This window comes from Streptomyces sp. 5-10 (genome assembly GCF_014712245.1).
GTDB classification, from domain to species: domain Bacteria; phylum Actinomycetota; class Actinomycetes; order Streptomycetales; family Streptomycetaceae; genus Streptomyces; species Streptomyces violaceusniger.
Window position 1 is genome coordinate 23,479 of record NZ_JACVYG010000028.1, and the last position, 21,837, is coordinate 45,315.

Sequence of the window (21,837 nt, forward strand, 5' to 3'; positions counted from 1 at the left end):
GCGGCCGACCGCGCGGGCGAGACTCTCGGGAAGGCGCTACGTGAGTCCCAACGGCTCCGACCGCTCGTCGCGGCGCCCGGTGCGGCGGAAGCTGCTGCAGGCGCTGGCCGCGGGCTTGGTCCTGGCGACCGCCACCGGTTGCACATCCAAGGACTTCCCCCGCCTCGGAATGCCTACCCCCGTCACGGAGGAGGCGCCGCGGATCCTCTCCCTGTGGCAGGGCTCGTGGGCGGCGGCGCTCGCCACGGGCGTCCTGGTCTGGGGCCTGATCATCTGGGCGGTCATCTTTCACCGTCGCAGCAGGACCAAGATCGAGGTTCCCGCGCAGACCCGGTACAACATGCCGATCGAGGCGCTGTACACCGTGGTCCCGATCATCATCGTCTCGGTGCTGTTCTACTTCACCGCACGCGATGAGAACGCGCTCCTCAAGACCTCCAAGAAGCCCGACCACGTGGTCAACGTGGTGGGCTACCAGTGGAGCTGGGGCTTCAACTACATGGAGAACGTGGACGGTTCCACCGCCACGCCCAAGCAGGAAGCCAAGGAGATCTCCGCGATCCCCAAGCGCATGCTGAACGCGGTCCCCAAGGGCGCCGAGGGCGTCTACGACGCGGGCACCCCCGGTGAGCGGAACCCGCAGAACGGCAACCCGGGCCCGACGCTGTGGCTGCCGAAGGGCGAGTCGGTCCAGTTCATCCTGACCTCCCGCGATGTCATCCACTCGTTCTGGGTGGTCCCCTTCCTGATGAAGATGGACGTCATCCCGGGTCACACCAACCGCTTCGAGGTCACTCCGAACCGCGAGGGCACCTTCAAGGGCAAGTGCGCCGAGCTGTGTGGCGTCGACCACTCCCGGATGCTCTTCAACGTCAAGGTGGTGTCGCCGGAGCGTTACCAGCAGCACCTCAAGGAGCTGGCGAAGAAGGGCCAGACCGGCTACATCCCGGCGGGCATTGAGCAGACGGACGCCGCCAAGAACGCGGAGACCAGGACATCGTGAGCATCCTCAACGAACCCCAGGGTGCCGGCACCACCGCCTCGCAAGAGCGGGAAGTACCGGTACGTCGGAAGCAGCCGGGCAATGTCGTCGTCAAGTGGCTGACCACCACGGACCACAAGACGATCGGCACGCTCTACCTCGTCACATCGTTCGCGTTCTTCTGCATCGGCGGCCTGATGGCGCTCTTCATGCGCGCCGAGCTGGCCCGTCCGGGTACGCAGATCATGTCGAACGAGCAGTTCAACCAGGCGTTCACCATGCATGGCACGATCATGCTGCTGATGTTCGCCACCCCGCTGTTCGCGGGGTTCACGAACTGGATCATGCCGCTGCAGATCGGTGCGCCCGATGTGGCGTTCCCGCGGCTGAACATGTTCGCGTACTGGCTGTACCTCTTCGGTTCGCTGATCGCGGTGGGCGGGTTCCTGACCCCGCAGGGCGCGGCCGACTTCGGCTGGTTCGCCTACTCCCCGCTGTCGGACGCGGTCCGCTCGCCCGGTATCGGCGCGGACATGTGGATCATGGGTCTGGCCCTCTCCGGCTTCGGCACGATCCTCGGTGCGGTCAACTTCATCACCACGATCATCTGCATGCGCGCCCCTGGCATGACGATGTTCCGGATGCCGATCTTCACCTGGAACGTGCTGCTGACCGCGGTGCTGGTCCTGCTCGCCTTCCCGGTGCTGGCCGCCGCGCTGTTCGCCCTGGAGGCGGACCGTAAATTCGGGGCGCATGTCTTCGACGCGGCCAATGGCGGAGCCTTGCTCTGGCAACACCTCTTCTGGTTCTTCGGCCATCCAGAGGTGTACATCATCGCGCTGCCGTTCTTCGGCATCATCTCCGAGGTCATTCCGGTCTTCTCCCGGAAGCCGATGTTCGGTTACATCTCCCTGATCGCCGCGACCATTTCGATCGCCGGTCTCTCGGTGACGGTGTGGGCCCACCACATGTATGTCACCGGCGGAGTGCTCCTGCCGTTCTTCTCGTTCATGACGTTCCTCATCGCGGTGCCGACCGGTATCAAGTTCTTCAACTGGATCGGCACGATGTGGAAGGGGTCGCTGAGCTTCGAGACCCCGATGCTCTGGGCGATCGGCTTCCTGATCACCTTCACCTTCGGTGGTCTGACCGGTGTGATCCTGGCGTCGCCGCCGATGGACTTCCACGTCTCCGACTCGTACTTCGTGGTGGCCCACTTCCACTACGTGGTCTTCGGCACCGTGGTCTTCGCGATGTTCGCCGGATTCCACTTCTGGTGGCCGAAGATGACCGGCAAGATGCTGGACGAGCGGCTCGGCAAGATCACCTTCTGGACGCTGTTCGTGGGCTTCCACGGCACGTTCCTGGTGCAGCACTGGCTGGGCGCCGAGGGCATGCCCCGCCGGTACGCCGACTACCTGGCGGCCGACGGCATCACCACGCTGAACACCATCTCGACCATCAGCTCCTTCCTGCTGGGCCTGTCGATCCTGCCGTTCCTCTACAACGTCTGGAAGACCGCCAAGTACGGCAAGAAGGTCGAGGTCGACGACCCCTGGGGCTACGGCCGTTCGCTGGAGTGGGCGACCTCCTGCCCGCCCCCGCGGCACAACTTCCTCACCCTGCCGCGGATCCGCTCCGAATCCCCGGCGTTCGACCTGCACCACCCGGAGATCGCGGCGCTCGACCAGCTCGAGAACCACGGTGCGCCCGACGATGACAAGGCCCTCGCGGGTGGTAAGGAGGCCGGCAAGTGAAGGTCCAAGGCCGGATGTTCATCTGGCTGGCCGTCTTCATCCTCGTCATGGCGATCGTCTATGGCGTGTGGTCGAAGGAGCCGGCCGGCACCACGGCGCTCTTCCTGGCCTTCGGGCTGAGCATCATGATCGGCTACTACCTGGCCTTCACGGCCCGCCGGGTGGATGTCGGTGCGCAGGACAACAAGGACGCGGATGTCGCGGACGACGCCGGCGAGCTGGGATTCTTCTCCCCGCACAGCTGGCAGCCGCTCTCCCTCGGCATCGGCGGGGCCATGGCCTTCCTGGGCGTGGTCTTCGGCTGGTGGCTGCTCTTCTTCTCGGCCCCGATCATCATGGTCGGCCTCTTCGGCTGGGTCTTCGAGTACTACCGCGGCGAGAACGCCAACCAGTAGCCCTGACCGGCTGATACGAGCGGGGCCCGGACACCTCTCCAGGTGTCCGGGCCCCGCTCGGCGTTGCGGCCCCGCTCGGCGTCGTGAGCCCGGCGGGCCCGCGACGGTTCCGCCGGGGCCGCCGGTTCACTCCGGTGCCTCACTCCGCGCGCCGTTCCCGGACGGCGTTCTTACGTTGGCTCCATGAGCCACACACCTCGATCACTCAGAAGCCGGGCGGCGCTGACCTGCGCCCTGCTGGTGGCGCCGCTGATAGCGGGTCTGAGCGGATGCGGGGGATCCCCCGACCCCCTGTCCGCCAAGCCGTACGACGCCGCCGATCAGATCTCGTTCAGCGGTGACGGCGACGGCCGTAAGGCCGATCCGGACAAGCCGCTCGAAGTGACGGCCAAGGACGACGACAGCCGGATCACGGACGTCACGGCCACCGACGCCGCGGGCCGCTACGTCCGGGGTGAGCTGACCGACGACGGCAAGCGCTGGCGCAGCACCGTGCCGCTGGCCGCGGGCGCCCACTACACGCTGAAGGTGTCCACGGAGGACTCCAATGGCGCTCCGGGCCGCCGCACCGTCGACTTCTCCACCAGCTCCGCCCACCGGCTGCTGAAGGTCACCTTTGGCCCCAAGGCGGGGGAGTACGGGGTGGGGCAGCCCATCACGGCCAAGCTGAGCCGGCCCGTCAAGGACCCCTCGGCCCGCGCCGTGGTCGAGCGCGCCCTGAAGGTGGACTCACGGCCCGCGGTGGAGGGCGTCTGGCACTGGGTGGACAGCCGGAACCTGCACTACCGCCCGCAGGAGTACTGGCCCGCCCACGCCACCATCACGGTGCACTCCAACCTCAAGGGCATCCGGATCGGCGGCGGCCTCTACGGCGGCGCGGCCAAGTCGCTGCGGCTGACCACCGGCGACCGCATCGAGGCCCTCACCGACTCCGGCACCCACCAGATGACGGTGAAGCGCAACGGGGTGCCGATCCGGACCATCCCGATCACCACCGGTATGCCCGGATTCGACACCCGGAACGGCATCAAGGTCATCCTGGCCAAGGAATCCGCCGTACGGATGACGGGCGCCAGCATCGGGCTGGGCGCGGGCTCCTACGACCTGATGGTCTACTGGGCCGCCCGGGTCACCAAGAGCGGTGAATACGTCCACGCTGCGCCCTGGTCCACCGGTTCGCAGGGCTACGCCAACGTCAGCCACGGCTGCACGGGCATGAGCACGGCGAACGCCCAGTGGTTCTTCAACACCGTGCGCCTGGGCGACATCGTCCAGGTCGTGCACAGCAACGGAGAGGACATGGCGACGTTCGACAACGGCTACGGCGACTGGAACATGGCCTGGGCGGACTGGCGCAAGGGCAGCGCCATCGCCTCCGGCCAGTCCGACGCCACCCCCGCCGACTCCGCCCGGCTCCGGCCCCAGGTCTGAGCGGCGGTGCGGACGGTGCGGTCAGGCGCCCACGGCGAGCCGCTTGCGGAGCAGCCCGGCCAGCGCGTCCGCCAGGGCCACCGGGTCCACCGGATGCGTGACCGCGGCCTCCGCGCGGCTCCAGGTGGCCAGCCAGGCGTCCTGCGGGCGGCCGATGAGCAGCAGCACCGGCGGGCACTGGAAGATCTCGTCCTTGATCTGCCGGCAGACGCCCATCCCGCCCGCGGGCGCCGACTCACCGTCCAGCACACAGGCGTCGATGCCGCCCTCCTCCAGCGCCGAGAGAACGGCCGGGAGGGTGGCGCACTCCAGGAACTCCACCGGGGGCACATCGGCGGCGGGCCGGCGCCCGGCCGCCAGGCGCACCTGCTCGCGGGTGCTCACGTCATCGCTGTAGACCAGCACCGTTGCGGTGGGCCGCATCATGACCTCCGGACGAAGTAAGTGATCTGCCGGGCTCCTGTGGCGGATGCTACTCCCGTACAGCCGTCCGGAGGAGGGGGCGTACGGATCTCTCCTTCCTTCGGGGGACTGTCCGGAACAGCCCCGACGAGCAGGGTCGATGTCCTTGACGCGGCCCTTGACACTCCGAACGGGACCCCCGGGAGTGAGGGCTGGATAAGCGACCGACATAATGTCGGTCGTGGCGACAGCAACAGCAGTAGAAACCGGGCACGCGCACCCGTCGGTCAACCGGCCGAACCTCACCAGCGTCGGAACCATCATCTGGCTGAGTTCCGAGCTGATGTTCTTCGCGGCCCTCTTCGCGATGTACTTCACCCTGCGATCGGTGACCGGAGCCGAGCACTGGAAGGAAATGGCGTCCTCGCTGAACTTCCCGTTCTCGGCGACGAACACCACGATCCTGGTGCTCTCCTCCCTCACCTGCCAGCTCGGCGTCTTCGCCGCCGAGCGCGGCGACGTGAAGAAGCTGCGCTCCTGGTTCGTGATCACCTTCATCATGGGCGCGATCTTCATCGGCGGTCAGATCTTCGAATACACCGAGCTGGTCAAGAAGGACGGGCTTTCGCTCTCCTCTGACCCCTACGGCTCGGTGTTCTACCTGACCACCGGCTTCCACGGACTGCATGTGACGGGCGGCCTGATCGCCTTCCTGCTGGTCCTGGGCAGGACGTACGCGGCCAAGAGGTTCACCCACCAGCAGGCGACGGCGGCCATCGTCGTGTCCTACTACTGGCACTTCGTCGATGTCGTCTGGATCGGCCTCTTCGCCACGATCTACATGATCAAGTAAGCCGGTCAGCGCACCGGAACCACGTCCTTAACAGCATCGACGCAGAAGATCCTGACACCGGGGTAATCCGTGAAAAAGCTCTCCGCACGACGGCGCCATCCGCTGGCTGCGCTCGTCGTCCTACTCTTCGCGCTGGCGGTCACTGGGGGGCTGTACGCCGCGTTTTCGCCGAGCGAGGCGAAGGCCGACGACAGCTCCGCCCAGTCCCTCGCCATCGAGGAGGGCAAGAAGCTCTATGCCGTCGGCTGCGCCAGTTGCCATGGCACGGGCGGTCAGGGGACCTCTGACGGCCCGAGCCTGGTCGGCGTCGGCTCCGCCGCCGTGGACTTCCAGGTCGGCACCGGCCGCATGCCGGCGCAGCAGCCGGGCGCCCAGGTGCCGAAGAAGAAGAAGATCTACTCGGACGCCGAGATCGAGCAGCTCGCCGCCTACATCGCGTCGCTCGGCGCGGGTCCGGTGACGCCCACCAAGAGCCAGTACAGCCCGGACGGCGCGGACGTCGCGAAGGGCGGGGAGCTCTTCCGTACGAACTGCGCGCAGTGCCACAACTTCGCCGGTAAGGGTGGTGCCCTCACCAACGGCAAGTTCGCGCCGGCTCTCGACGGGGTCAGCCCCAAGCATCTCTACGAGGCCATGCAGACCGGCCCGCAGAACATGCCCTCCTTCCCCGACACCGTGATGCCGGAGAAGAACAAGCAGGACATCATCGCCTACCTCGACACGGTCAACAGCGACAAGAGCAAGACCCCCGGTGGCCTCGAGCTCGGCGGGCTCGGCCCGGTGAGCGAGGGTCTGTTCGGCTGGGTCTTCGGCATGGGCGCGATGATCGTCCTCACCATCTGGGTCGCCGCCCGGACCGCAAAGGCCAAGAAGTCATGAGTAGCCACGAGATTTCAGAAGCAGAAGACAAGCTGCCGGAAGGGCGGGGGGCCGAGAGCGCCGTAAGGCCGGCCGAGGACCCGTTCGCCGACCCGGGGCTGCCCCCGCACGAGCACCGCAAGCAGGACATCGACGAGCGGGCCGCGAGGCGCTCCGAGCGCACCGTCGCCCTGCTCTTCACGGTCTCGATGCTGGCCACGATCGCCTTCATCGCCGCGTATGTGGCGCTCCCGGTCGACAAGTACATCTACGTCTTCCCGATCGGGCACATCAGCGCGCTGAACTTCGCGCTGGGGCTGACGCTCGGCATCGCGCTGTTCACCATCGGCGCGGGCGCGGTCCACTGGGCCCGCACCCTGATGTCCGATGTGGAGATCGCCGACGAGCGCCACCCCATCGAGGCCAGCCCCGAGGTGAAGTCCAAGGTCCTCGAGGATTTCGCCGCCGGCGCCAAGGAGTCCGGCTTCGGCCGTCGCAAGCTGGCCCGCAACACCCTCTTCGGCGCGCTCGCGCTGGTGCCGCTCTCCGGCGTCGTGCTGCTGCGCGACCTCGGCCCGATGCCCGGCACCAAGCTCCGGCACACCAAGTGGGCCAAGGGCAAGAAGCTGCTCAACTACAACACCATGCAGCCGCTGCGCCCCGAGGACATCGCCGTCGGCTCGCTCACCTTCGCCATGCCCGAGGGCATGAGCGAGGAGCAGCACGACTTCCAGACGGAGATCGCCAAGGCCGCCCTGATGCTGGTCCGGCTCCAGCCGGAGAACATCAAGGACAAGCGCGAACTGGACTGGTCGCACGAGGGCATCGTCGCGTTCTCCAAGATCTGCACCCACGTCGGCTGCCCGATCAACCTCTATGAGCAGCAGACGCACCACGTCCTGTGCCCCTGCCACCAGTCGACCTTCGACCTCTCCGACGGTGGCCGAGTGATCTTCGGTCCGGCCGGTCACGCGCTGCCGCAGCTGCGGATCAGGGCCAACGACCAGGGGTACCTCGAAGCCATGGGCGACTTCTCGGAGCCCGTCGGTCCTGCTTACTGGGAGCGCGGATGAGTACTACAAGCGACGGCGCCGCGCAGCGCCGCGGCAAAGCGCCCGCGGGTGAGCGCGTCGCGGACTGGGCCGACGGCCGGCTGGGCATCTACAGCCTGGCCAAGGCCAATATGCGCAAGATCTTCCCGGACCACTGGTCCTTCATGCTGGGCGAGGTCTGCCTCTACAGCTTCATCATCATCATCCTCACGGGTGTGTACCTGACGCTGTTCTTCCACCCCAGCATGGCGGAGGTCACCTACGAGGGCCCGTACGTCCCGATGCAGGGCGTGCGGATGTCCGAGGCGTTCCAGTCGACACTCGACATCAGCTTCGAGGTGCGGGGCGGTCTGCTGATCCGGCAGATCCACCACTGGGCCGCGCTGGTCTTCCTCGCTGGCATGTTCACGCACATGATGCGCGTGTTCTTCACCGGTGCGTTCCGCAAGCCGCGTGAGATCAACTGGCTGTTCGGCTTCCTGCTGTTCTTCCTCGGCATGCTGACCGGCTTCACCGGCTACTCGCTCCCCGACGACCTGCTCTCCGGCACCGGTCTGCGGTTCATCGAGGGTGTGTTCCTGTCGATCCCGGTGGTCGGCACCTACATCTCGATGTTCGTCTTCGGCGGCGAGTTCCCCGGCACGGACCTCATCGCGAGGCTCTACCCGGTCCACGTCCTGCTGCTGCCGGGCATCATGCTCGGCCTGCTGGTGGCGCACCTGATCCTGGTCTTCTACCACAAGCACACGCAGTACCCCGGGGCCGGAAAGACCGAGAAGAACGTCGTCGGCATGCCTCTGCTGCCGGTCTACATGGCCAAGGCGGGCGGCTTCTTCTTCCTGGTCTTCGGTGTGATCGCGGCCCTCTCCGCGATCGCGACCATCAACCCGATCTGGACCATCGGCCCCTACCGGCCCGACCAGGTGTCCACCGGCGCCCAGCCCGACTGGTACATGGGCTTCGCCGAGGGTCTGGTCCGGGTGATGCCCGGCTGGGAGATCACCGCCTGGGGCCACACGCTCGTCCTGGGCGTGTTCATCCCGATCGTGCTCTTCCCGCTGGTCCTGTTCGCGATCGGGCTCTACCCGTTCATCGAGTCCTGGATCACCGGCGACAAGCGTGAGCACCACATCCTGGACCGCCCGCGCAACGCCCCGACCCGTACGGCCTTCGGCGTCGCCTGGATGACCGCGTACTTCGTGATGCTGGTCGGTGGCGGTAACGACCTGTGGGCCACCCACTTCCACCTGTCGATCAACTCGATCACGTGGTTCGTGCGGATCGCCTTCTTCGTCGGCCCGGTCCTGGCGTTCATCGCCACCAAGCGGATCTGCCTCGGCCTCCAGCGGCGTGACAGGGACAAGGTGCTGCACGGCCGTGAGACCGGCATCATCAAGCGGCTGCCGCACGGTGAGTTCATCGAGGTCCACGAGCCGCTCGCGCAGGAGCAGCTGCACACGCTCACCCAGCACGAGCAGCCCGAGCCCTACGAGATCGGCCCGGAGGTCGACGAGAACGGGGTCAAGCGGAAGATAAAGCGTTCTCAGAAGCTCCGTTCGAAGCTCTCCAAGGGCTACTACGGCGAGAACAACGTCATTCCGAAGCCGACCCGCGAGGAGTACCACGAGATCACCAGCGGCCACGGCCACCACTGATCTCCCGGTACCTCCCGGTACCTCTTCAGTGACCGGTTTCTCCATACAGCGACGCCACGCCACCAGGGCCCCGGCCCGGACCGCACGGTCCGGCCGGGGCCCCGGCCGTGCTGCCGATAGGCTTGCGACGGGCCGCTGAAGTGCGCGGACCCTTCCCTGCCCACCCCCACGGATCCAGGAGCGGACCATGGACGTTGTGACCCCCGCCGGAGGCGACAGCACCGCGACGGCCCGCACCTGGCCGGACGTACTGAGCTCGCTGATCGCCGGCCGGGACCTCGATGCCGACGACACCGCCTGGGCCATGGACCGGATCATGCGGGGCGAGGCCACCGACGCGCAGATCGCCGGTTTCGCGATCGCGCTGCGCGCCAAGGGCGAGACGGTCTCCGAGGTGGCCGGTCTGGTGCGGGCCATGTACGAGCACGCTCGGGTGATCGAGGTGCCCGGGGAGACCGTGGACATCGTGGGCACCGGCGGCGACCGCGCCAAGACGGTCAACATCTCCACCATGTCCGCGCTGGTCGTCGCCGGTACGGGCGCGCGGGTGGTCAAGCACGGCAACCGCGCCGCGTCCTCCGCCAGCGGCGCCTCCGACGTGCTGGAGAAGCTCGGCGTCAATCTGGACATCACCCCCGAGCGGGTGGTCGAGGTCGCCGAGGAGGCGGGGATCACCTTCTGCTTCGCGGTGAAGTTCCACCCGTCGCTGCGGCATGTCGCCTCGGCCCGGCGCGAACTGGGCGTCGCCACCCCGTTCAACCTGCTCGGCCCGCTGACCAATCCGGCGAAGGTCACCTGCCAGGCGACCGGGGTCGCCGATGCCCGTATGGCGCCCATCATCGCCGGGGTGCTGGCCGAGCGGGGCTCCTCCGCGCTGGTCGTCCGGGGCGACGACGGGCTGGACGAGCTCACCGTGACCACGACCTCCCAGGTGTGGGAGGTCCGGGGCGGCGCCGTGCGCCAGGAGACCTTCGACCCCCGGGACGTGGGCGTCGAGCGGGCCCCCGTGGAGGCCTTGCGGGGCGCGGACGCCTCGTACAACGCGGATGTGGCCCGGCGGCTGCTGGCGGGCGAGCGGGGCCCGGTCCGGGACGCGGTGCTGCTGAACTCGGCGGCGGCGCTTGTGGCGCTCGAGCGGGAGCCGGGGGACAAGCCCCTGACGGACCGGATCGGGGCGGGGGTGGCGCGGGCCGCCGAGTCGATCGACTCGGGCGCGGCGCGGGACGTCCTGGAGCGATGGGTCCGGGCCACCCACGCCTAGCCAGACCCCGGACCGGGGCTCTGCCTCTCTTCCCACGGCATCGCCATGCGGCTCCGCCGCGTGGCGGAGCTCCGCCACGGGGTCCAGGGGCGGAGCCCTTGGTATCGGGGAGGGGCGGGGAGGGGAAAGCATTGGTGTGCGGGCCCCGCCCTGTGGTCCGCCGGACATCCCTACGCGGGCCCCTTACGGCGCCCATGGTCTGTCCGGGATGCGGACAGGGCGTGGGCGCCGACGCCTGACATGGCATACTCCTGCCCAGGTCACGAGCGACAGCGACTACGGCCCCGGCCCGCTGTCCGGCAACCCTCCGTCCGTGGCGGGGTGCCCCGGGTGATGACCAGGCCGCCAGGCAGCGAGGCCGGCGGCAAGCGCGGACCCCTCGCACTAGGGGTCCTGGTGGTCGAGGGAGTTCTTCCGTGATGCAGCGAATGCGCTAGGGCCGAGCGGCCCCGTCTCTCCTCCATGTGCTCCGCGCGGTGCGGCCGTGCGTCGAGCGATTCTCCGCGCCCTGACGGCTGGCTCGACGCCGCCGTTTCCGTGCGCGTCACGCATTCCTTCGACCCCTTCGGGAGACTTCGCCATGTCCGCGCGCCCTGCCGCCACCGCTTCCGTCTCTGCCTCCACCGCCGCCTCCGCCTCCACCGCCTCCTCCGTCGCCGCCTGTGAACCGCTGCCCGTGCTGGGCAGCGATGTCCTGGTGCCCCTGGTCACCGGCGGCGAGGTGACCTACGCGGCGCTCGACTACGCCGCCAGCGCCCCCGCGCTGCGGCGGGTCTGGGACGACATCGCCGCCTACGCGCCGTACTACGGCAGCGTGCACCGCGGGGCGGGCTACCTCTCGCAGCTGTCCACCGACCTCTTCGAGAACAGCCGTAAGGATGTCGCCGCCTTCCTCGGCTGCCGCGAGGACGACCAGGTCGTCTTCACCCGCTCCACCACCGATTCGCTCAACCTCCTGGCCGCCGTGGCGCCCCGCGGCACCGAGGTCTTCGTCTTCGAGACCGAGCACCACGCCTCGCTGCTGCCGTGGGAGCAGCGGGAGGACGTCACCGTCCGCTACCTCAGCGCCCCGCGCTCCCCGCGGCAGGCGGTGGAGACGCTGGAGAAGGCGCTCGCGGGGCGCGCTGAGGGCCCGGCGCTGGTCTGCGTGACCGGCGCGTCCAATGTGACCGGCGAGCTGTGGCCGGTGCGGGAGCTGGCCGCGGCCGCGCACGCCCACGGCGCCCGTATCGTCCTGGACGCCGCGCAACTGGCCCCGCACCACCCCGTGGACATCGCGGCGGCGGACGTGGACTGGGTGGCCTTCTCCGGGCACAAGCTGTACGCGCCCTTCGGGGCCGGGGTGCTGGCCGGGCGGGCGGACTGGCTGCGGGAGGCCCGGCCGTATCTGGCGGGCGGCGGCGCCAGCCGTAAGGTCACGCGCAGGGACGACGGCGGCGTCGACGTCGAGTGGCACACCACCGCCGCCCGGCACGAGGCGGGCTCGCCGAACGTCATCGGTGTCTACGCGATCGCGTCGGCGTGCAAGGCGCTGACCGAGGCCGGTTTCGAGGGTCTGGTCGCCCGTGAGCGGCAGCTGATCGAGAAGGTGCGGGCGGGGCTGGCCGAGGTGCCCGAGGTGCGGGTGCTCTCGCTCTTCGGCGACGACGCGCCCCGGGTCGGCGTGCTGTCGTTCGTGGTGGAGGGCTGGAACAGCTCCCACTTCGCGGCCGCGCTCTCCGCGGAGTACGGCATCGGCGTACGCGACGGGCTGTTCTGCGCCCATCCGCTGGTCCGCACCCTGCTGGACAGCGAGCCCGACGAGCCGGGCGAGTGCGGCGCGCCCGAGGCCGCGCCGGGGGAGCGGTCGCTGAACGCGATCCGGGTCAGCTTCGGGGCGGGCACCCCGGACGAGCATGTGGAGCGGTTCGTGGGCGCCGTGAAGGAGCTGGTACGCGACGGCGCCCGCTGGAGCTACCGCACCGAAGACGGCCGCTGCGTCCCGGCCCGCGGCTGAGGCGCCTGGCCCAGCAGTTCGGGGCGCCGGGCCCTGCGGGGGCTCTTTCCCCTCCCCGCCCCTCCCCACAACCAGGGGCCCCGCCCCTGGACCCCGGAAGGTCGACGAGCCGGCCGCCGCCGCCGTGAACACCTGCACCGGCGAGCTGATCGCGGTCGGCGCGCCGGCCCGGCGGGTGGCCGGGTGTGTGTCCGGGTCGTCTGGTCGGGGGGTTGGGGTGGAGCCCCGCTTTCGGCCCTAGCCGTCCAGGCCGATCGCGAACGCCGCCTCCAGGTCGTGCTGCGAGTACGTCCGGAAGGCGATGTGGGTCTCGGTCGAGGCCACCCCCGGCAGCTTGCTGATCTGGCCGGTGATGATGTCCGCCAGGTCGTCGTGCCGGGCCACCCGCACCATCGCGATCAGATCGTGCGCGCCGGTGACCGAGTAGACCTCGCTCACACCCTCCAGCGCGGCGATCTTCTCGGCGGTCTCCGGGATCTGGTCCACGTTGGTCTTGATGAGCACGATCGAAGTGATCACGGCTGGCTTTCTCCCTCACTGGGCCTGGCTGCGCCGCCCACTCTAGCCCTCCACCCGAACCGGGCCCACGCATAGAGAAAGCCGAGCGTGAAGCCCACGAGATGGGCGAGATAGGCGACGCCGGGGCGGTCGTCGGCCTCCCGGGCGGCCAGCCACTGGAGGGCCACCCAGAAGATCAGCACCGCCCAGGCCGGAAAGCGCAGCGGGAGGAAGAACAGGAACGGGAAGAGGCTGGTCACCCGGGCCCGGGGAAACAGCCACAGAAAGGCGCCGAGCACCCCGGAGATGGCCCCGGAGGCGCCCACCAGGGACTGGGCCGAGTCGGCGTGCGCGGCGGCGTAACCGAGCAGCGCCAGATAGCCCGTGGCGAGGTAGAAGACGGCGAACTGGAAACGGCCCATCCGCTCCTCGGTCATCGCCCCGAAGACGTAGAGGAACAGCATGTTGCCGAGCAGATGCAGCCAGTTGCCGTGCACGAACAGCGCGGTCAGCGGGGCGAGCGGCTGATCGGGGTCGCCGCTCCACAGGGCGCTGGGCACCACCCCCCAGCGCTCGAAGTACGCGGACTGGGCCTCCACCAGCCGCCCGCCCGAGCCATAGCCGGGGTTGAGCCCCGAGGCCGGTCCGAGGACGAAGATCAGGCAGCAGCTGACGATCAGGCCGTACGTCATCCAGGGGCGGCCGGGCCCCGCCATCCAGGGGCGGTGGCGCCCCGACGACGTCTCGATCATGGGCAGATCATTCCGTACCGGGCGCAACCTCCACAGAGCGCCTCGCCGCGCTCCGCCGGGTCGTGGGGGCTGGACGGGCCCGGCACGGGTCAGGGCTCAGGCCGTAGGGTTACAGGACGCCGCCGACGAGCCGAGAAGCGAGGACCCGCAACCATGGCCGTGCCCCTGCCGACCGCCCAGACCCGCTGGCGTTGCACACTGTGCGGCAATCTCACCCGGTTCGATGTGACCCGCTCGACCAGAGCCGTGGAGTATGTGCATCTCGACTTGGCGGGGGAACCCAGAGTCGAGGAACGCGAGGTGCTCAGTGAGACCATTGAGTCAGTGCGTTGTCGCTGGTGCAACGCGGTCGACCAGGTCGAACTCGTGGATCGTCCGAGCACCGGCCAGAGCGCCTGAGAACGGAGCGGTGACAGGTGGTGGAGCGGACCGGTGACCCCGGTGCGGCCGGTGACGCCGAGGGCGTCCCCGAGGCGCTGGACCGCCCCCTGCCGGAAGGGGTGCGACGGCGCGTGGTGGCGCTGGTCGCGGATGCCTTCGGCGGTCTGACGGTCACCGAGCTGCCCACTCAGCTGCGGCAGTACGCCCGTTTCACCCCGACCCGCCGCGCCAAGTTCGCGGGCAACGCGATGGCCGCCGCGGTGGAGAGCGACCCCGTCTTCCGGCAGCGGATCGCGGGACGGCTGCGGGAGACCCAGCGGGAGCTGGCCGAGGCGATCGAGGGCGGGTCACCGCCCGCCGCGGCCGATCCGGTGGATGTCGCGGCGGTGGCGTACGTGCTGCGCCCGGTGGGCTGGGTCAAGCTGGTCGAGGCGGCGGGCGAGGAGGCCCAGCGGGCCTCCGCCGAGCGGGCCGGTGAGGAGGCGGCGCGCGAGCTCCAGCGGCTGCGCGACGAGCTCGCCGAGGCCAAGGCGGCCACCCGGCACGAGACGGAACGGACGCGCGCCGAGCTGGAGTCGGCCCGCAAGGAGAACGACGTGCTCCAGCGCAAGCTGCGCAGCGCGCAGAGCGATGTGAAGCGGGGCGCGGCCGCACTGCGCAAGGTCGAGGCCGAGCTGGAGTCCGTACGGTCGGAGGCGGCGGCCCGGCAGGCCACCGCGGACAGCGAGGCGCGGCGGCTGCGGGCCCGGCTCGCGGAGGCGGAGTCGGCGCTGGAGGCCAGTCGGCGGGCGGTGCGCGAGGGGCGCAGCGTGGAGGACATGCGGCTGCGGCTGCTGCTGGACACGGTGCTGGACGCGGCGCAGGGGCTGCGGCGCGAACTGGCTCTGCCGCCCGCGTCGATGCGCCCGGCGGACACGGTGGACGCCGTGGAGCCGGGGAAGATGACGCCGAAGGACATAGCGACCAGGGCGCTGTCGGAGATGGACCCGGCGCTGCTGGACCAGCTGCTGGCGTTGCCGCAGGCGCATCTGGTGGTGGACGGCTACAACGTCACCAAGACCGGCTATCCCACGATGCCGTTGGAGAAGCAGCGCCTGCGGCTGCTGGGCGGTCTCGCGGTGCTCGCGGCCCAGACGGGCGCGGAGATGACCTGTGTCTTCGACGGGGCGGAGCTGGCCGCTCCGGTGCTGCTCGCGCCGCCGCGCGGGGTGCGGGTGCTGTTCAGCAAGCCGGGTGTGACGGCCGACGAGTTGATCCGGCAGCTGGTGCGGGCCGAGCCGCCGGGCCGTCCGGTGGTCGTGGTGTCCACCGACCGCGAGGTGGCCGACGGGGTGGCACGCGCCGGAGCGCGCCCCGTGGCATCGGCGTTGCTGCTGAAGCGACTTGCCCGCACCTGAGCCGTCGCGGCCCGAATCGCCCGCTCCCGCGCCCCCGTTGGCCCGTTTCTCCCTTCCGCGGCCGAAGTGCCCGAATCACTTCGAATGACGTCACAAGTCTGACCCGGGTCACTTGTGACGTCAGCGGAGCGTCATCGACCATCACTGCCCGTACGATATTTGTAAAAGATGCCCTCCCGGACCGACTTTTTTGCCGTCGGGATTTGAACGGATCACGGCGGGGTCACTATGGTCAGCTCGAACCTTCGCGCGGTTGATCACCCATCCGGGGTGACAGCGGAGGTACCGCCGAGTCCGCGCCCTGACGCGGAGCCGGGGCCTCACAACCCCCCAACTCCCGGTAGGCGGCTGGAGGAAGAAGGAGCTCGCCTTCGTGGCGTCCCACCGTCGACCCAAGCAGCCGAGCCGCACTCGGGTAACCGTCCTCACCGCGACCGCGGCCGCCGCCGTCGCCCTTACGTCCCAGGCCGCCCAGGCCGCTCCGAAGCAGGACAAGAAGGACGTCAAGGAGCAGGTCGACAAGCTCTACGAAGAGGCGGAGCAGGCGACCGAGAAGTACAACGGCGTCAAGGAGAAGCAGCAGAAGCTGGAGAAGCAGGTCGGCGATCTCCAGGACAAGGTGGCGCGCGGCCAGGAGGACCTGAACAAGCTGCGCAACGGCCTGGGTTCGATGGCCACCGCCCAGTACCGCTCCGGTGGGATCGACCCCTCGGTGCAGCTGCTCCTCTCCTCCGACCCGGACACCTACCTCGAGAAGGCGTCCACCCTCAGCCAGCTGAGCGGCAAGCAGGCCGAGTCCCTGCGGAAGATCGCCGACAAGCAGCGCACCCTCAAGCAGCAGCGCGAGGAGGCGTCCACCAAGCTGCAGGACCTCGCCGACACCCGTAAGGCGCTCGGCAAGAAGAAGGACGAGATCCAGGGCAAGCTGTCCAAGGCCCGGAACCTCCTCAACACCCTCACCGCCAAGGAGCGCGCCAAGCTGGCGGCCCAGGACGCCGAGCGCGCCAACCGCTCCAGCGAGCGCGTCGACCTCGGCAACGAGGTGCCGGAGTCGGGGCGTGCCGCCGCCGCGCTGGCCGCCGCCAAGACGAAGATCGGCCTCCCGTACGTCTGGGGCGCGACCGGTCCGTCCTCCTTCGACTGCTCCGGACTCACCGGCTGGGCCTACCAGCAGGCCGGGGTGCAGCTCCCGCGCATCTCCCAGGACCAGGCGAACGCCGGCACCCGCATCAGCCGCGGTGAGCTCAAGCCGGGCGACCTGGTGCTCTTCTACGGCGACCTGCACCACATAGGTCTCTACGCGGGCAACGGCCAGGTGCTGCACGCGCCCAAGCCCGGTGCCGGTGTGCGCTACGAGTCGATGGACAACATGCCGTTCCAGTTCGGCGTCCGGGTCTGAACCGGAAGTCCTGCGAACCAGGTTTCAAACCGCCTCAACTGCCATCCTTTCGGGCGAATCTCCAGCGCCCCCGCTGATCCCCCGCCCCGCCGGTGACCTGCGTCAGTCGGCGGGGCGTCAGTGTGCCCGCACCGCACGGCCGTTGGACCGTGGGTAGCGCCACGGCTACTGTCTGCCCGCAGTTCTTCAGCCCGACACTGCGGAAGGGAGTGCGGCTTCCCATGGCGTCCTGTCGCCGCGTCGCGAAACCCCGGTCCGGCGGGGCCACCGTCAAGGCCGCCGCGTCGGCGGCCGCGGTGGCCTCCGCCGTCGCGCTGTCCGCCGTGCCGGCCGGTGCCGAGCCGCACGACCCGGGGGGCCGTCCGTCCGCCCGGTCCGCCGGCGACCGGATCGCCATGCTCTACGCCCAGGCCGAGCGGGCCACCGAGCGCTACAACGCGGCCGAGACGCGCGCCCGGGCCCTGCGCCGCCAGGTCGGCCGGATCCAGGACCGGGTCGCCCGCGGCCAGGGGCGGGTCAACCGCATGCGGGCGGCGCTCGGCGCCCTCGCGGGCGGGCAGTACCGCACCGGCGGGATCGACCCGGGCCTCGCCCTGCTGCTGTCCGGGGACCCGGCCCACTACCTCGACCGGGCCGCCACGCTGGAGCGGATCACCAGCCGCCAGGCCGCCCAGCTGCGGGTGCTCACCAGCGCCCAGCGGACGCTGCGGCAGGAGCGCGCGGAGGCCGCGGCGAAGCTGGTGAAGCTGGAGCACAGCCGCAAGGAGGTGGCCCGCCACAAGCGGGCGGTCCAGCGCCGGCTGGCCACGGCGCGGCGGCTGGTGAACGCGCTGCCGCCGGGGGAGTGGGAGAGCTACGCACGCCGCGCCTCGCGGGCGGGCGGACGGGAGCACGGCGCCCTCGCCGGGGGCGCCCTCGCCGGGCTGGTGCCGGGCGCCCTTCCCGGCGGCCGCTTCCCTTCCGGTTCCGATTCCGGTTACGGCTCCCAGGGGTTCCCGGGGGCCCTCACCGGCGGGCCGCACGGCATGCCGTCCTCGGGGCGGGCCGCCGCGGCGTTCGGCGCGGCACGGGCGGCCCTGGGGCTGCCGTACGCGTGGGGCCAGGCCGGTCCCACCGCCTTCGACTGCTCCGGGCTGATGCAGTGGGCCTACGCCCACGCCGGGGTGGCCATTCCGCGCACCTCCCAGGCCCAGGCGCACGCCGGGCAGCCGGTGCCGCTGTCCCAGGCCCGCCCCGGCGATCTGGTGGTCTACCGCTCCGACGCCAGCCATGTGGCCATGTACGCGGGCAACGGGCAGGTGATCCACGCCCCTTACCCCGGGGCGCGGGTCCGCTACGACCCCGTGGGCATGTTGCCGATCTCTTCCATCACACGCGTCTGAAGCCGGCGCGCGGGCTCGTACGATCTAAGACGTGGCGGGTCGGAGGAGATCGGGCGGATGGCGGGCGCTGCTGTGCCTGCCCCTGGCGGGCGCGTTCTCGGTGACCGCGCTGAGCGGCTGCGGGCCCGTCCCCGCGCCCGACGACCCCGAGGGGCGCGACGGCCGGGCCGTGCAGCGCATGCTGGACCAGCGGGCGGCCGCGGTCCGGGAGCGGGACGCGGACGCCTTCCTCGCCACCGTCGACCGCGGCTCGGCCGGCTACCTGGCCGAGCAGCGGCGGGTGTTCCGGCAGATGTCCGCCGTACCGCTGCGCTCCTGGACCTACCGCCTGGTGCGCACCGGCGGCTTCGAGCCCGCGCGGGTGGGCGGCCGCAGCCTCGCCGCCCAGGTCGAACTCCGGTACCGGCTGAAGGGGTACGACACGGCGCCGGTCGTCTCCGCCCAGTACCTCACCCTCGCCCGGCGCGGCGGGCAGTGGTACGTGGCCTCCGACGACGGTGTGGTGGACGGCAAGCGCGGTATGGAGCAGCTGTGGGACCAGGGCACGGTCGACGTCGTCCGCGGCGCCCACAGCCTCGTCCTCGGCGTCGGCCAGGACCGTCGGGTGCTGCGCGCGGTCGCCGACACCGCGGACCGGGCGGTGCCCGTCCTGGGCCAGGTCTGGCCCCAGGAGTGGGCCGGGCGCGTCGTGGTCGAGGTCCCCGCCTCCCTGGGCCGGATGGCCGCCCTGCTCGGCGCCTCCGCGGACGGCTACCGCGGGATCGCCGCCGTCACCACCGGCGAGGTCGGCGGGGCCGGTGACGAGACGCCCGCCGACCGCGTGATCGTCAACCCCGAGGCGTACCAGGTCCTCGGCGACTTCGGCCGGCGCGTCGTCATCACTCATGAGACGGCCCATGTGGCCACCCGCACCGCCACCAGCGCTTCCACCCCGCTCTGGCTCTCCGAGGGCTTCGCCGACTGGGTGGGCTACCGCACCCCCGGCCGCACCCCACGCCAGATCGCCCCCGAGCTCACCGACGCCGTCGCCGCCGGGCACCTGCCCACCGCGCTCCCGCGCGACGACGACTTCCGCTTCGGCAGCGACCCCGACCGCCTCTCCCGCGCCTATGAACAGGGCTGGCTCGCCTGCCGCCTGATCGCCGACCGGTGGGGCGAGAGGAAGCTGGTCGACTTCTACCGCGCGGTGGGCCGGGCGGACGAGCGCTCGGGAGCGGTGGAGTCGGCGCTGCGGAGGGTGCTCGGGGTGAGTCTGGGGGAGTTCACGGCGCGGTGGCGGAAGTACGTGGCGATGGAGCTGGGCTGAGCGCAGCCCGCGTACGTGGTGGCGGGGCTGGGCTGGGCGTGGTTCCGGTGCGTGGTGGTGGGGCTGGGTTGGGCGTGGTTCCGGTGCGTGGTGGTGGGGCTGGGCTGAGCGCTGCTGCCGTACGCGGCGACCGAGCTGGGCTGGGCGCAGCCCGCGTACGTGGCGACCGAGCTGGGCTGAGCGCGGCCCGCGTACCTGGCGGCCGAGCTGGGCTGGGCACAGCCCGCGTACCCGGCGAGGGAGCTGGGCTGGGCGTTGCTCCTGTGCGTGGCGACTGAGCTGGGCTGGGCTGAGCGCGGCCCGCGTACCTGGCGGCCGAGCTGGGCTGGGCACAGCCCGCGTACCCGGCGAGGGAGCTGGGCTGGGCGTTGCTCCTGTGCGTGGCGACTGAGCTGGGCTGGGCTGAGCGCGGCCCGTGTACCTGGCGACCGAGCTGGGCTGAGCGCGGCTCGCGTACCTGGCGGCCGAGCCGGGCTGGGCGCGGCCCCGCCCCCGGCCAGGATGCGGCGGAGCGGGCCCGGCGCCGTACCCGGTACTGTCGGCCACGATGGACAAGACCCTGCTCGTGACCAACGACTTTCCGCCCCGTCCCGGCGGCATCCAGGCGTTTCTGCACAACATCGCGCTGCGCCTGGACCCGGACCGGATCGTCGTCTACGCCTCCACCTGGAAGCGCGGCCGGGAGGGCGCCGAGGCCACCGCCCGTTTTGACGCCGAGCAGCCGTACCCGGTCGTCCGGGACCGGACGACCATGCTGCTGCCCACCCCGCGCGTCACCCGCCGGGCGACCGCGCTGCTGCGCGAGCACGGCTGCACCGCGGTGTGGTTCGGCGCCGCCGCACCGCTCGGGCTGATGGCCCCCGCGCTGCGCGCGGCCGGGGCGCGGCGTCTTGTGGCCACGACGCACGGCCACGAGGCGGCCTGGGCGCAGCTGCCCGCCTCCCGGCGGCTGCTGCGGCGGATCGGCGGGGCCACGGACACCCTCACCTACCTCGGTGAGTACACCCGCTCCCGCGTCGCCGCCGCGCTCGACCCCCGGGACGCCGCCCGGATGGTCCAACTCCCGCCCGGCGTCGACGAGAAGACCTTCCACCCCGGCTCGGGCGGCGACGAGATCCGGGCCCGGCTGGGCCTGGCCGAGCGGCCCGTCGTGGTCTGCGTCTCCCGGTTGGTGCCGCGCAAGGGGCAGGACACGCTGATCCGGGCCATGCCGCGGATCCTGCGGCGGGTGCCGGACGCGGTGCTGCTGATCGTCGGCGGCGGGCCGTACGCGAAGGATCTGCGCCGCCTCGCGGAGACCACGGGCGTGGCCGAGTCGGTGCGGTTCACCGGCCCCGTCCCCTGGGAGGAGCTGCCCGCCCACTACGGCGCGGGCGACGTCTTCGCCATGCCCTGCCGCACCCGCCGCGGCGGGCTCGACGTCGAGGGCCTCGGCATCGTCTATCTGGAGGCGTCCGCGACCGGTCTGCCGGTCGTCGCCGGGGACTCGGGCGGGGCGCCGGACGCGGTGCTGGACGGGGAGAGCGGATGGGTCGTACGGGGCGGCTCCGCCGAGCAGAGCGCCGAGCGGATCGTGACCCTGCTGGAGGACGCCGAGCTGCGCCGCCGCATGGGCGAGCGGGGCCGCGCCTGGGTGGAGGAGCGCTGGCGCTGGGACCTGCTGGCCGACCGCCTGAAGTCGCTGCTGTGACGGCCTGGGCGGTGTCCGGCGGTACGCGTACGCCTGCGGCGAGCCGCGCGGCGGAGCCGCAAGTCCATGCTCTCCCCTCCCCGCCCCTTCCCGCGGCATCGATCTGCGGCTCCGCCGCGTGGCAGGGGCTTCGCCCCTGGACCCCGGGGTCTGGGCCGGAGCCCCGCTTTCCAGCCTCTCCAGGGGGCACCTCCCAGCGGTAGCTGGGGGAGTTTGAGGAGCGGGGGCTGGGGCGGAGCCCCCACGCGGCGGAGCCGCACATCGACGCTGTGTGGGAAGGGGCGGGGAGGGGAGCAGCCCGCCGCAGGCGTAGGGGGAGGGGAAGCATCGATATGCGGCTCCGCCGCGTAGTCCGCAGGACACCCCGTGGGGGCCCGGGGGCGCGCCCCC

Annotated in this window: 19 protein-coding genes and 1 riboswitch; of the genes, 16 read left to right on the forward strand and 3 right to left on the reverse strand. The window is 70.8% G+C overall.

What is annotated here, in order from left to right; translation table 11 throughout:
* Nucleotides 1-40: 40 nt before the first annotated feature.
* The 4 genes from ctaC (at nt 41) to IEJ02_RS27390 (ending at nt 4,565) form a co-directional block, all read left to right on the forward strand.
* A complete protein-coding gene (gene ctaC / locus IEJ02_RS27375; RefSeq protein WP_137977604.1) occupies nt 41-1,003 on the forward strand; it encodes an aa3-type cytochrome oxidase subunit II in 963 nt (320 codons plus the stop codon).
* Nucleotides 1,000-2,739 carry an aa3-type cytochrome oxidase subunit I gene (gene ctaD / locus IEJ02_RS27380; RefSeq protein WP_137977603.1) on the forward strand — a complete coding sequence of 580 codons (1,740 nt, stop codon included), beginning with the start codon at nt 1,000-1,002 and terminating at the stop codon, nt 2,737-2,739. Before ctaC ends, ctaD begins: the two co-directional genes overlap by 4 nt.
* Nucleotides 2,736-3,134, forward strand: coding sequence for a cytochrome c oxidase subunit 4 (locus IEJ02_RS27385; RefSeq protein ID WP_137977602.1), 399 nt, complete (start codon nt 2,736-2,738; stop codon nt 3,132-3,134). Before ctaD ends, IEJ02_RS27385 begins: the two co-directional genes overlap by 4 nt.
* Nucleotides 3,135-3,317: 183 nt before the next feature.
* Nucleotides 3,318-4,565: a L,D-transpeptidase gene (locus tag IEJ02_RS27390; RefSeq protein WP_191067293.1), complete on the forward strand. Its 1,248-nt coding sequence runs from the start codon at nt 3,318-3,320 to the stop codon at nt 4,563-4,565.
* A 21-nt stretch (nt 4,566-4,586) separates the two neighbouring features.
* Here IEJ02_RS27390 and IEJ02_RS27395 read toward each other — a convergent pair whose 3' ends face one another.
* Nucleotides 4,587-4,988, reverse strand: a complete 402-nt coding sequence (locus IEJ02_RS27395; protein ID WP_037949235.1) for a hypothetical protein — start codon at nt 4,986-4,988, stop codon at nt 4,587-4,589.
* A gap of 211 nt (nt 4,989-5,199) precedes the next feature.
* Here IEJ02_RS27395 and ctaE point away from each other — a divergent pair, with 211 nt between their 5' ends.
* The 6 genes from ctaE (at nt 5,200) to IEJ02_RS27425 (ending at nt 12,642) form a co-directional block, all read left to right on the forward strand.
* The gene (ctaE, locus tag IEJ02_RS27400; RefSeq protein WP_069869327.1) at nt 5,200-5,820 is read left to right on the forward strand and encodes an aa3-type cytochrome oxidase subunit III; all 621 of its coding nucleotides are present in this window, start codon (nt 5,200-5,202) and stop codon (nt 5,818-5,820) included.
* 69 nt (nt 5,821-5,889) lie between these two features.
* Nucleotides 5,890-6,699 carry a cytochrome bc1 complex diheme cytochrome c subunit gene (qcrC, locus tag IEJ02_RS27405; RefSeq protein WP_191067294.1) on the forward strand — a complete coding sequence of 270 codons (810 nt, stop codon included), beginning with the start codon at nt 5,890-5,892 and terminating at the stop codon, nt 6,697-6,699.
* Nucleotides 6,696-7,751: a cytochrome bc1 complex Rieske iron-sulfur subunit gene (gene qcrA / locus IEJ02_RS27410; RefSeq protein WP_191067295.1), complete on the forward strand. Its 1,056-nt coding sequence runs from the start codon at nt 6,696-6,698 to the stop codon at nt 7,749-7,751. The genes qcrC and qcrA overlap by 4 nt, the downstream gene beginning before the upstream one ends.
* Nucleotides 7,748-9,385 carry a cytochrome bc1 complex cytochrome b subunit gene (gene qcrB, locus IEJ02_RS27415; RefSeq protein ID WP_191067296.1) on the forward strand — a complete coding sequence of 546 codons (1,638 nt, stop codon included), beginning with the start codon at nt 7,748-7,750 and terminating at the stop codon, nt 9,383-9,385. The genes qcrA and qcrB overlap by 4 nt, the downstream gene beginning before the upstream one ends.
* Nucleotides 9,386-9,572: 187 nt before the next feature.
* A complete protein-coding gene (gene trpD, locus IEJ02_RS27420; protein WP_191067297.1) occupies nt 9,573-10,646 on the forward strand; it encodes an anthranilate phosphoribosyltransferase in 1,074 nt (357 codons plus the stop codon).
* Nucleotides 10,647-10,904: 258 nt separating this feature from the next.
* Nucleotides 10,905-11,023, forward strand: a riboswitch (SAM riboswitch).
* A gap of 203 nt (nt 11,024-11,226) precedes the next feature.
* Nucleotides 11,227-12,642, forward strand: coding sequence for an aminotransferase class V-fold PLP-dependent enzyme (locus IEJ02_RS27425; protein WP_191067298.1), 1,416 nt, complete (start codon nt 11,227-11,229; stop codon nt 12,640-12,642).
* 237 nt (nt 12,643-12,879) lie between these two features.
* On the opposite strand, the gene IEJ02_RS27430 is transcribed toward IEJ02_RS27425, so the two are convergent.
* A complete protein-coding gene (locus IEJ02_RS27430) occupies nt 12,880-13,161 on the reverse strand; it encodes an Lrp/AsnC ligand binding domain-containing protein (protein WP_020872014.1) in 282 nt (93 codons plus the stop codon).
* The gene (locus IEJ02_RS27435; protein WP_191067299.1) at nt 13,158-13,892 is read right to left on the reverse strand and encodes a rhomboid family intramembrane serine protease; all 735 of its coding nucleotides are present in this window, start codon (nt 13,890-13,892) and stop codon (nt 13,158-13,160) included. The genes IEJ02_RS27430 and IEJ02_RS27435 overlap by 4 nt, the downstream gene beginning before the upstream one ends.
* Nucleotides 13,893-14,045: 153 nt before the next feature.
* On the opposite strand from IEJ02_RS27435, the gene IEJ02_RS27440 reads away from it, so the two are divergent.
* From IEJ02_RS27440 to IEJ02_RS27465, 6 genes are all read left to right on the forward strand, one after another.
* Nucleotides 14,046-14,291, forward strand: a complete 246-nt coding sequence (locus IEJ02_RS27440) for a hypothetical protein (RefSeq protein ID WP_137977599.1) — start codon at nt 14,046-14,048, stop codon at nt 14,289-14,291.
* A gap of 17 nt (nt 14,292-14,308) precedes the next feature.
* Complete coding sequence (locus tag IEJ02_RS27445; RefSeq protein WP_137977598.1) at nt 14,309-15,670, forward strand: NYN domain-containing protein; 1,362 nt, start codon at nt 14,309-14,311, stop codon at nt 15,668-15,670.
* Between the two features lie 373 nt (nt 15,671-16,043).
* Entirely contained in the window at nt 16,044-17,069 is a 1,026-nt protein-coding gene (locus IEJ02_RS27450; protein ID WP_137977597.1) for a C40 family peptidase, read from the forward strand.
* A 221-nt stretch (nt 17,070-17,290) separates the two neighbouring features.
* A complete protein-coding gene (locus tag IEJ02_RS27455) occupies nt 17,291-18,451 on the forward strand; it encodes a C40 family peptidase (RefSeq protein ID WP_191067300.1) in 1,161 nt (386 codons plus the stop codon).
* Between the two features lie 31 nt (nt 18,452-18,482).
* The gene (locus tag IEJ02_RS27460; protein ID WP_370467146.1) at nt 18,483-19,757 is read left to right on the forward strand and encodes a gluzincin family metallopeptidase; all 1,275 of its coding nucleotides are present in this window, start codon (nt 18,483-18,485) and stop codon (nt 19,755-19,757) included.
* A 547-nt stretch (nt 19,758-20,304) separates the two neighbouring features.
* Nucleotides 20,305-21,447 (forward strand): glycosyltransferase family 4 protein, encoded by a 1,143-nt coding sequence (locus IEJ02_RS27465; protein WP_191067301.1) that lies wholly within the window; start codon nt 20,305-20,307, stop codon nt 21,445-21,447.
* Nucleotides 21,448-21,837 lie beyond the last annotated feature (390 nt).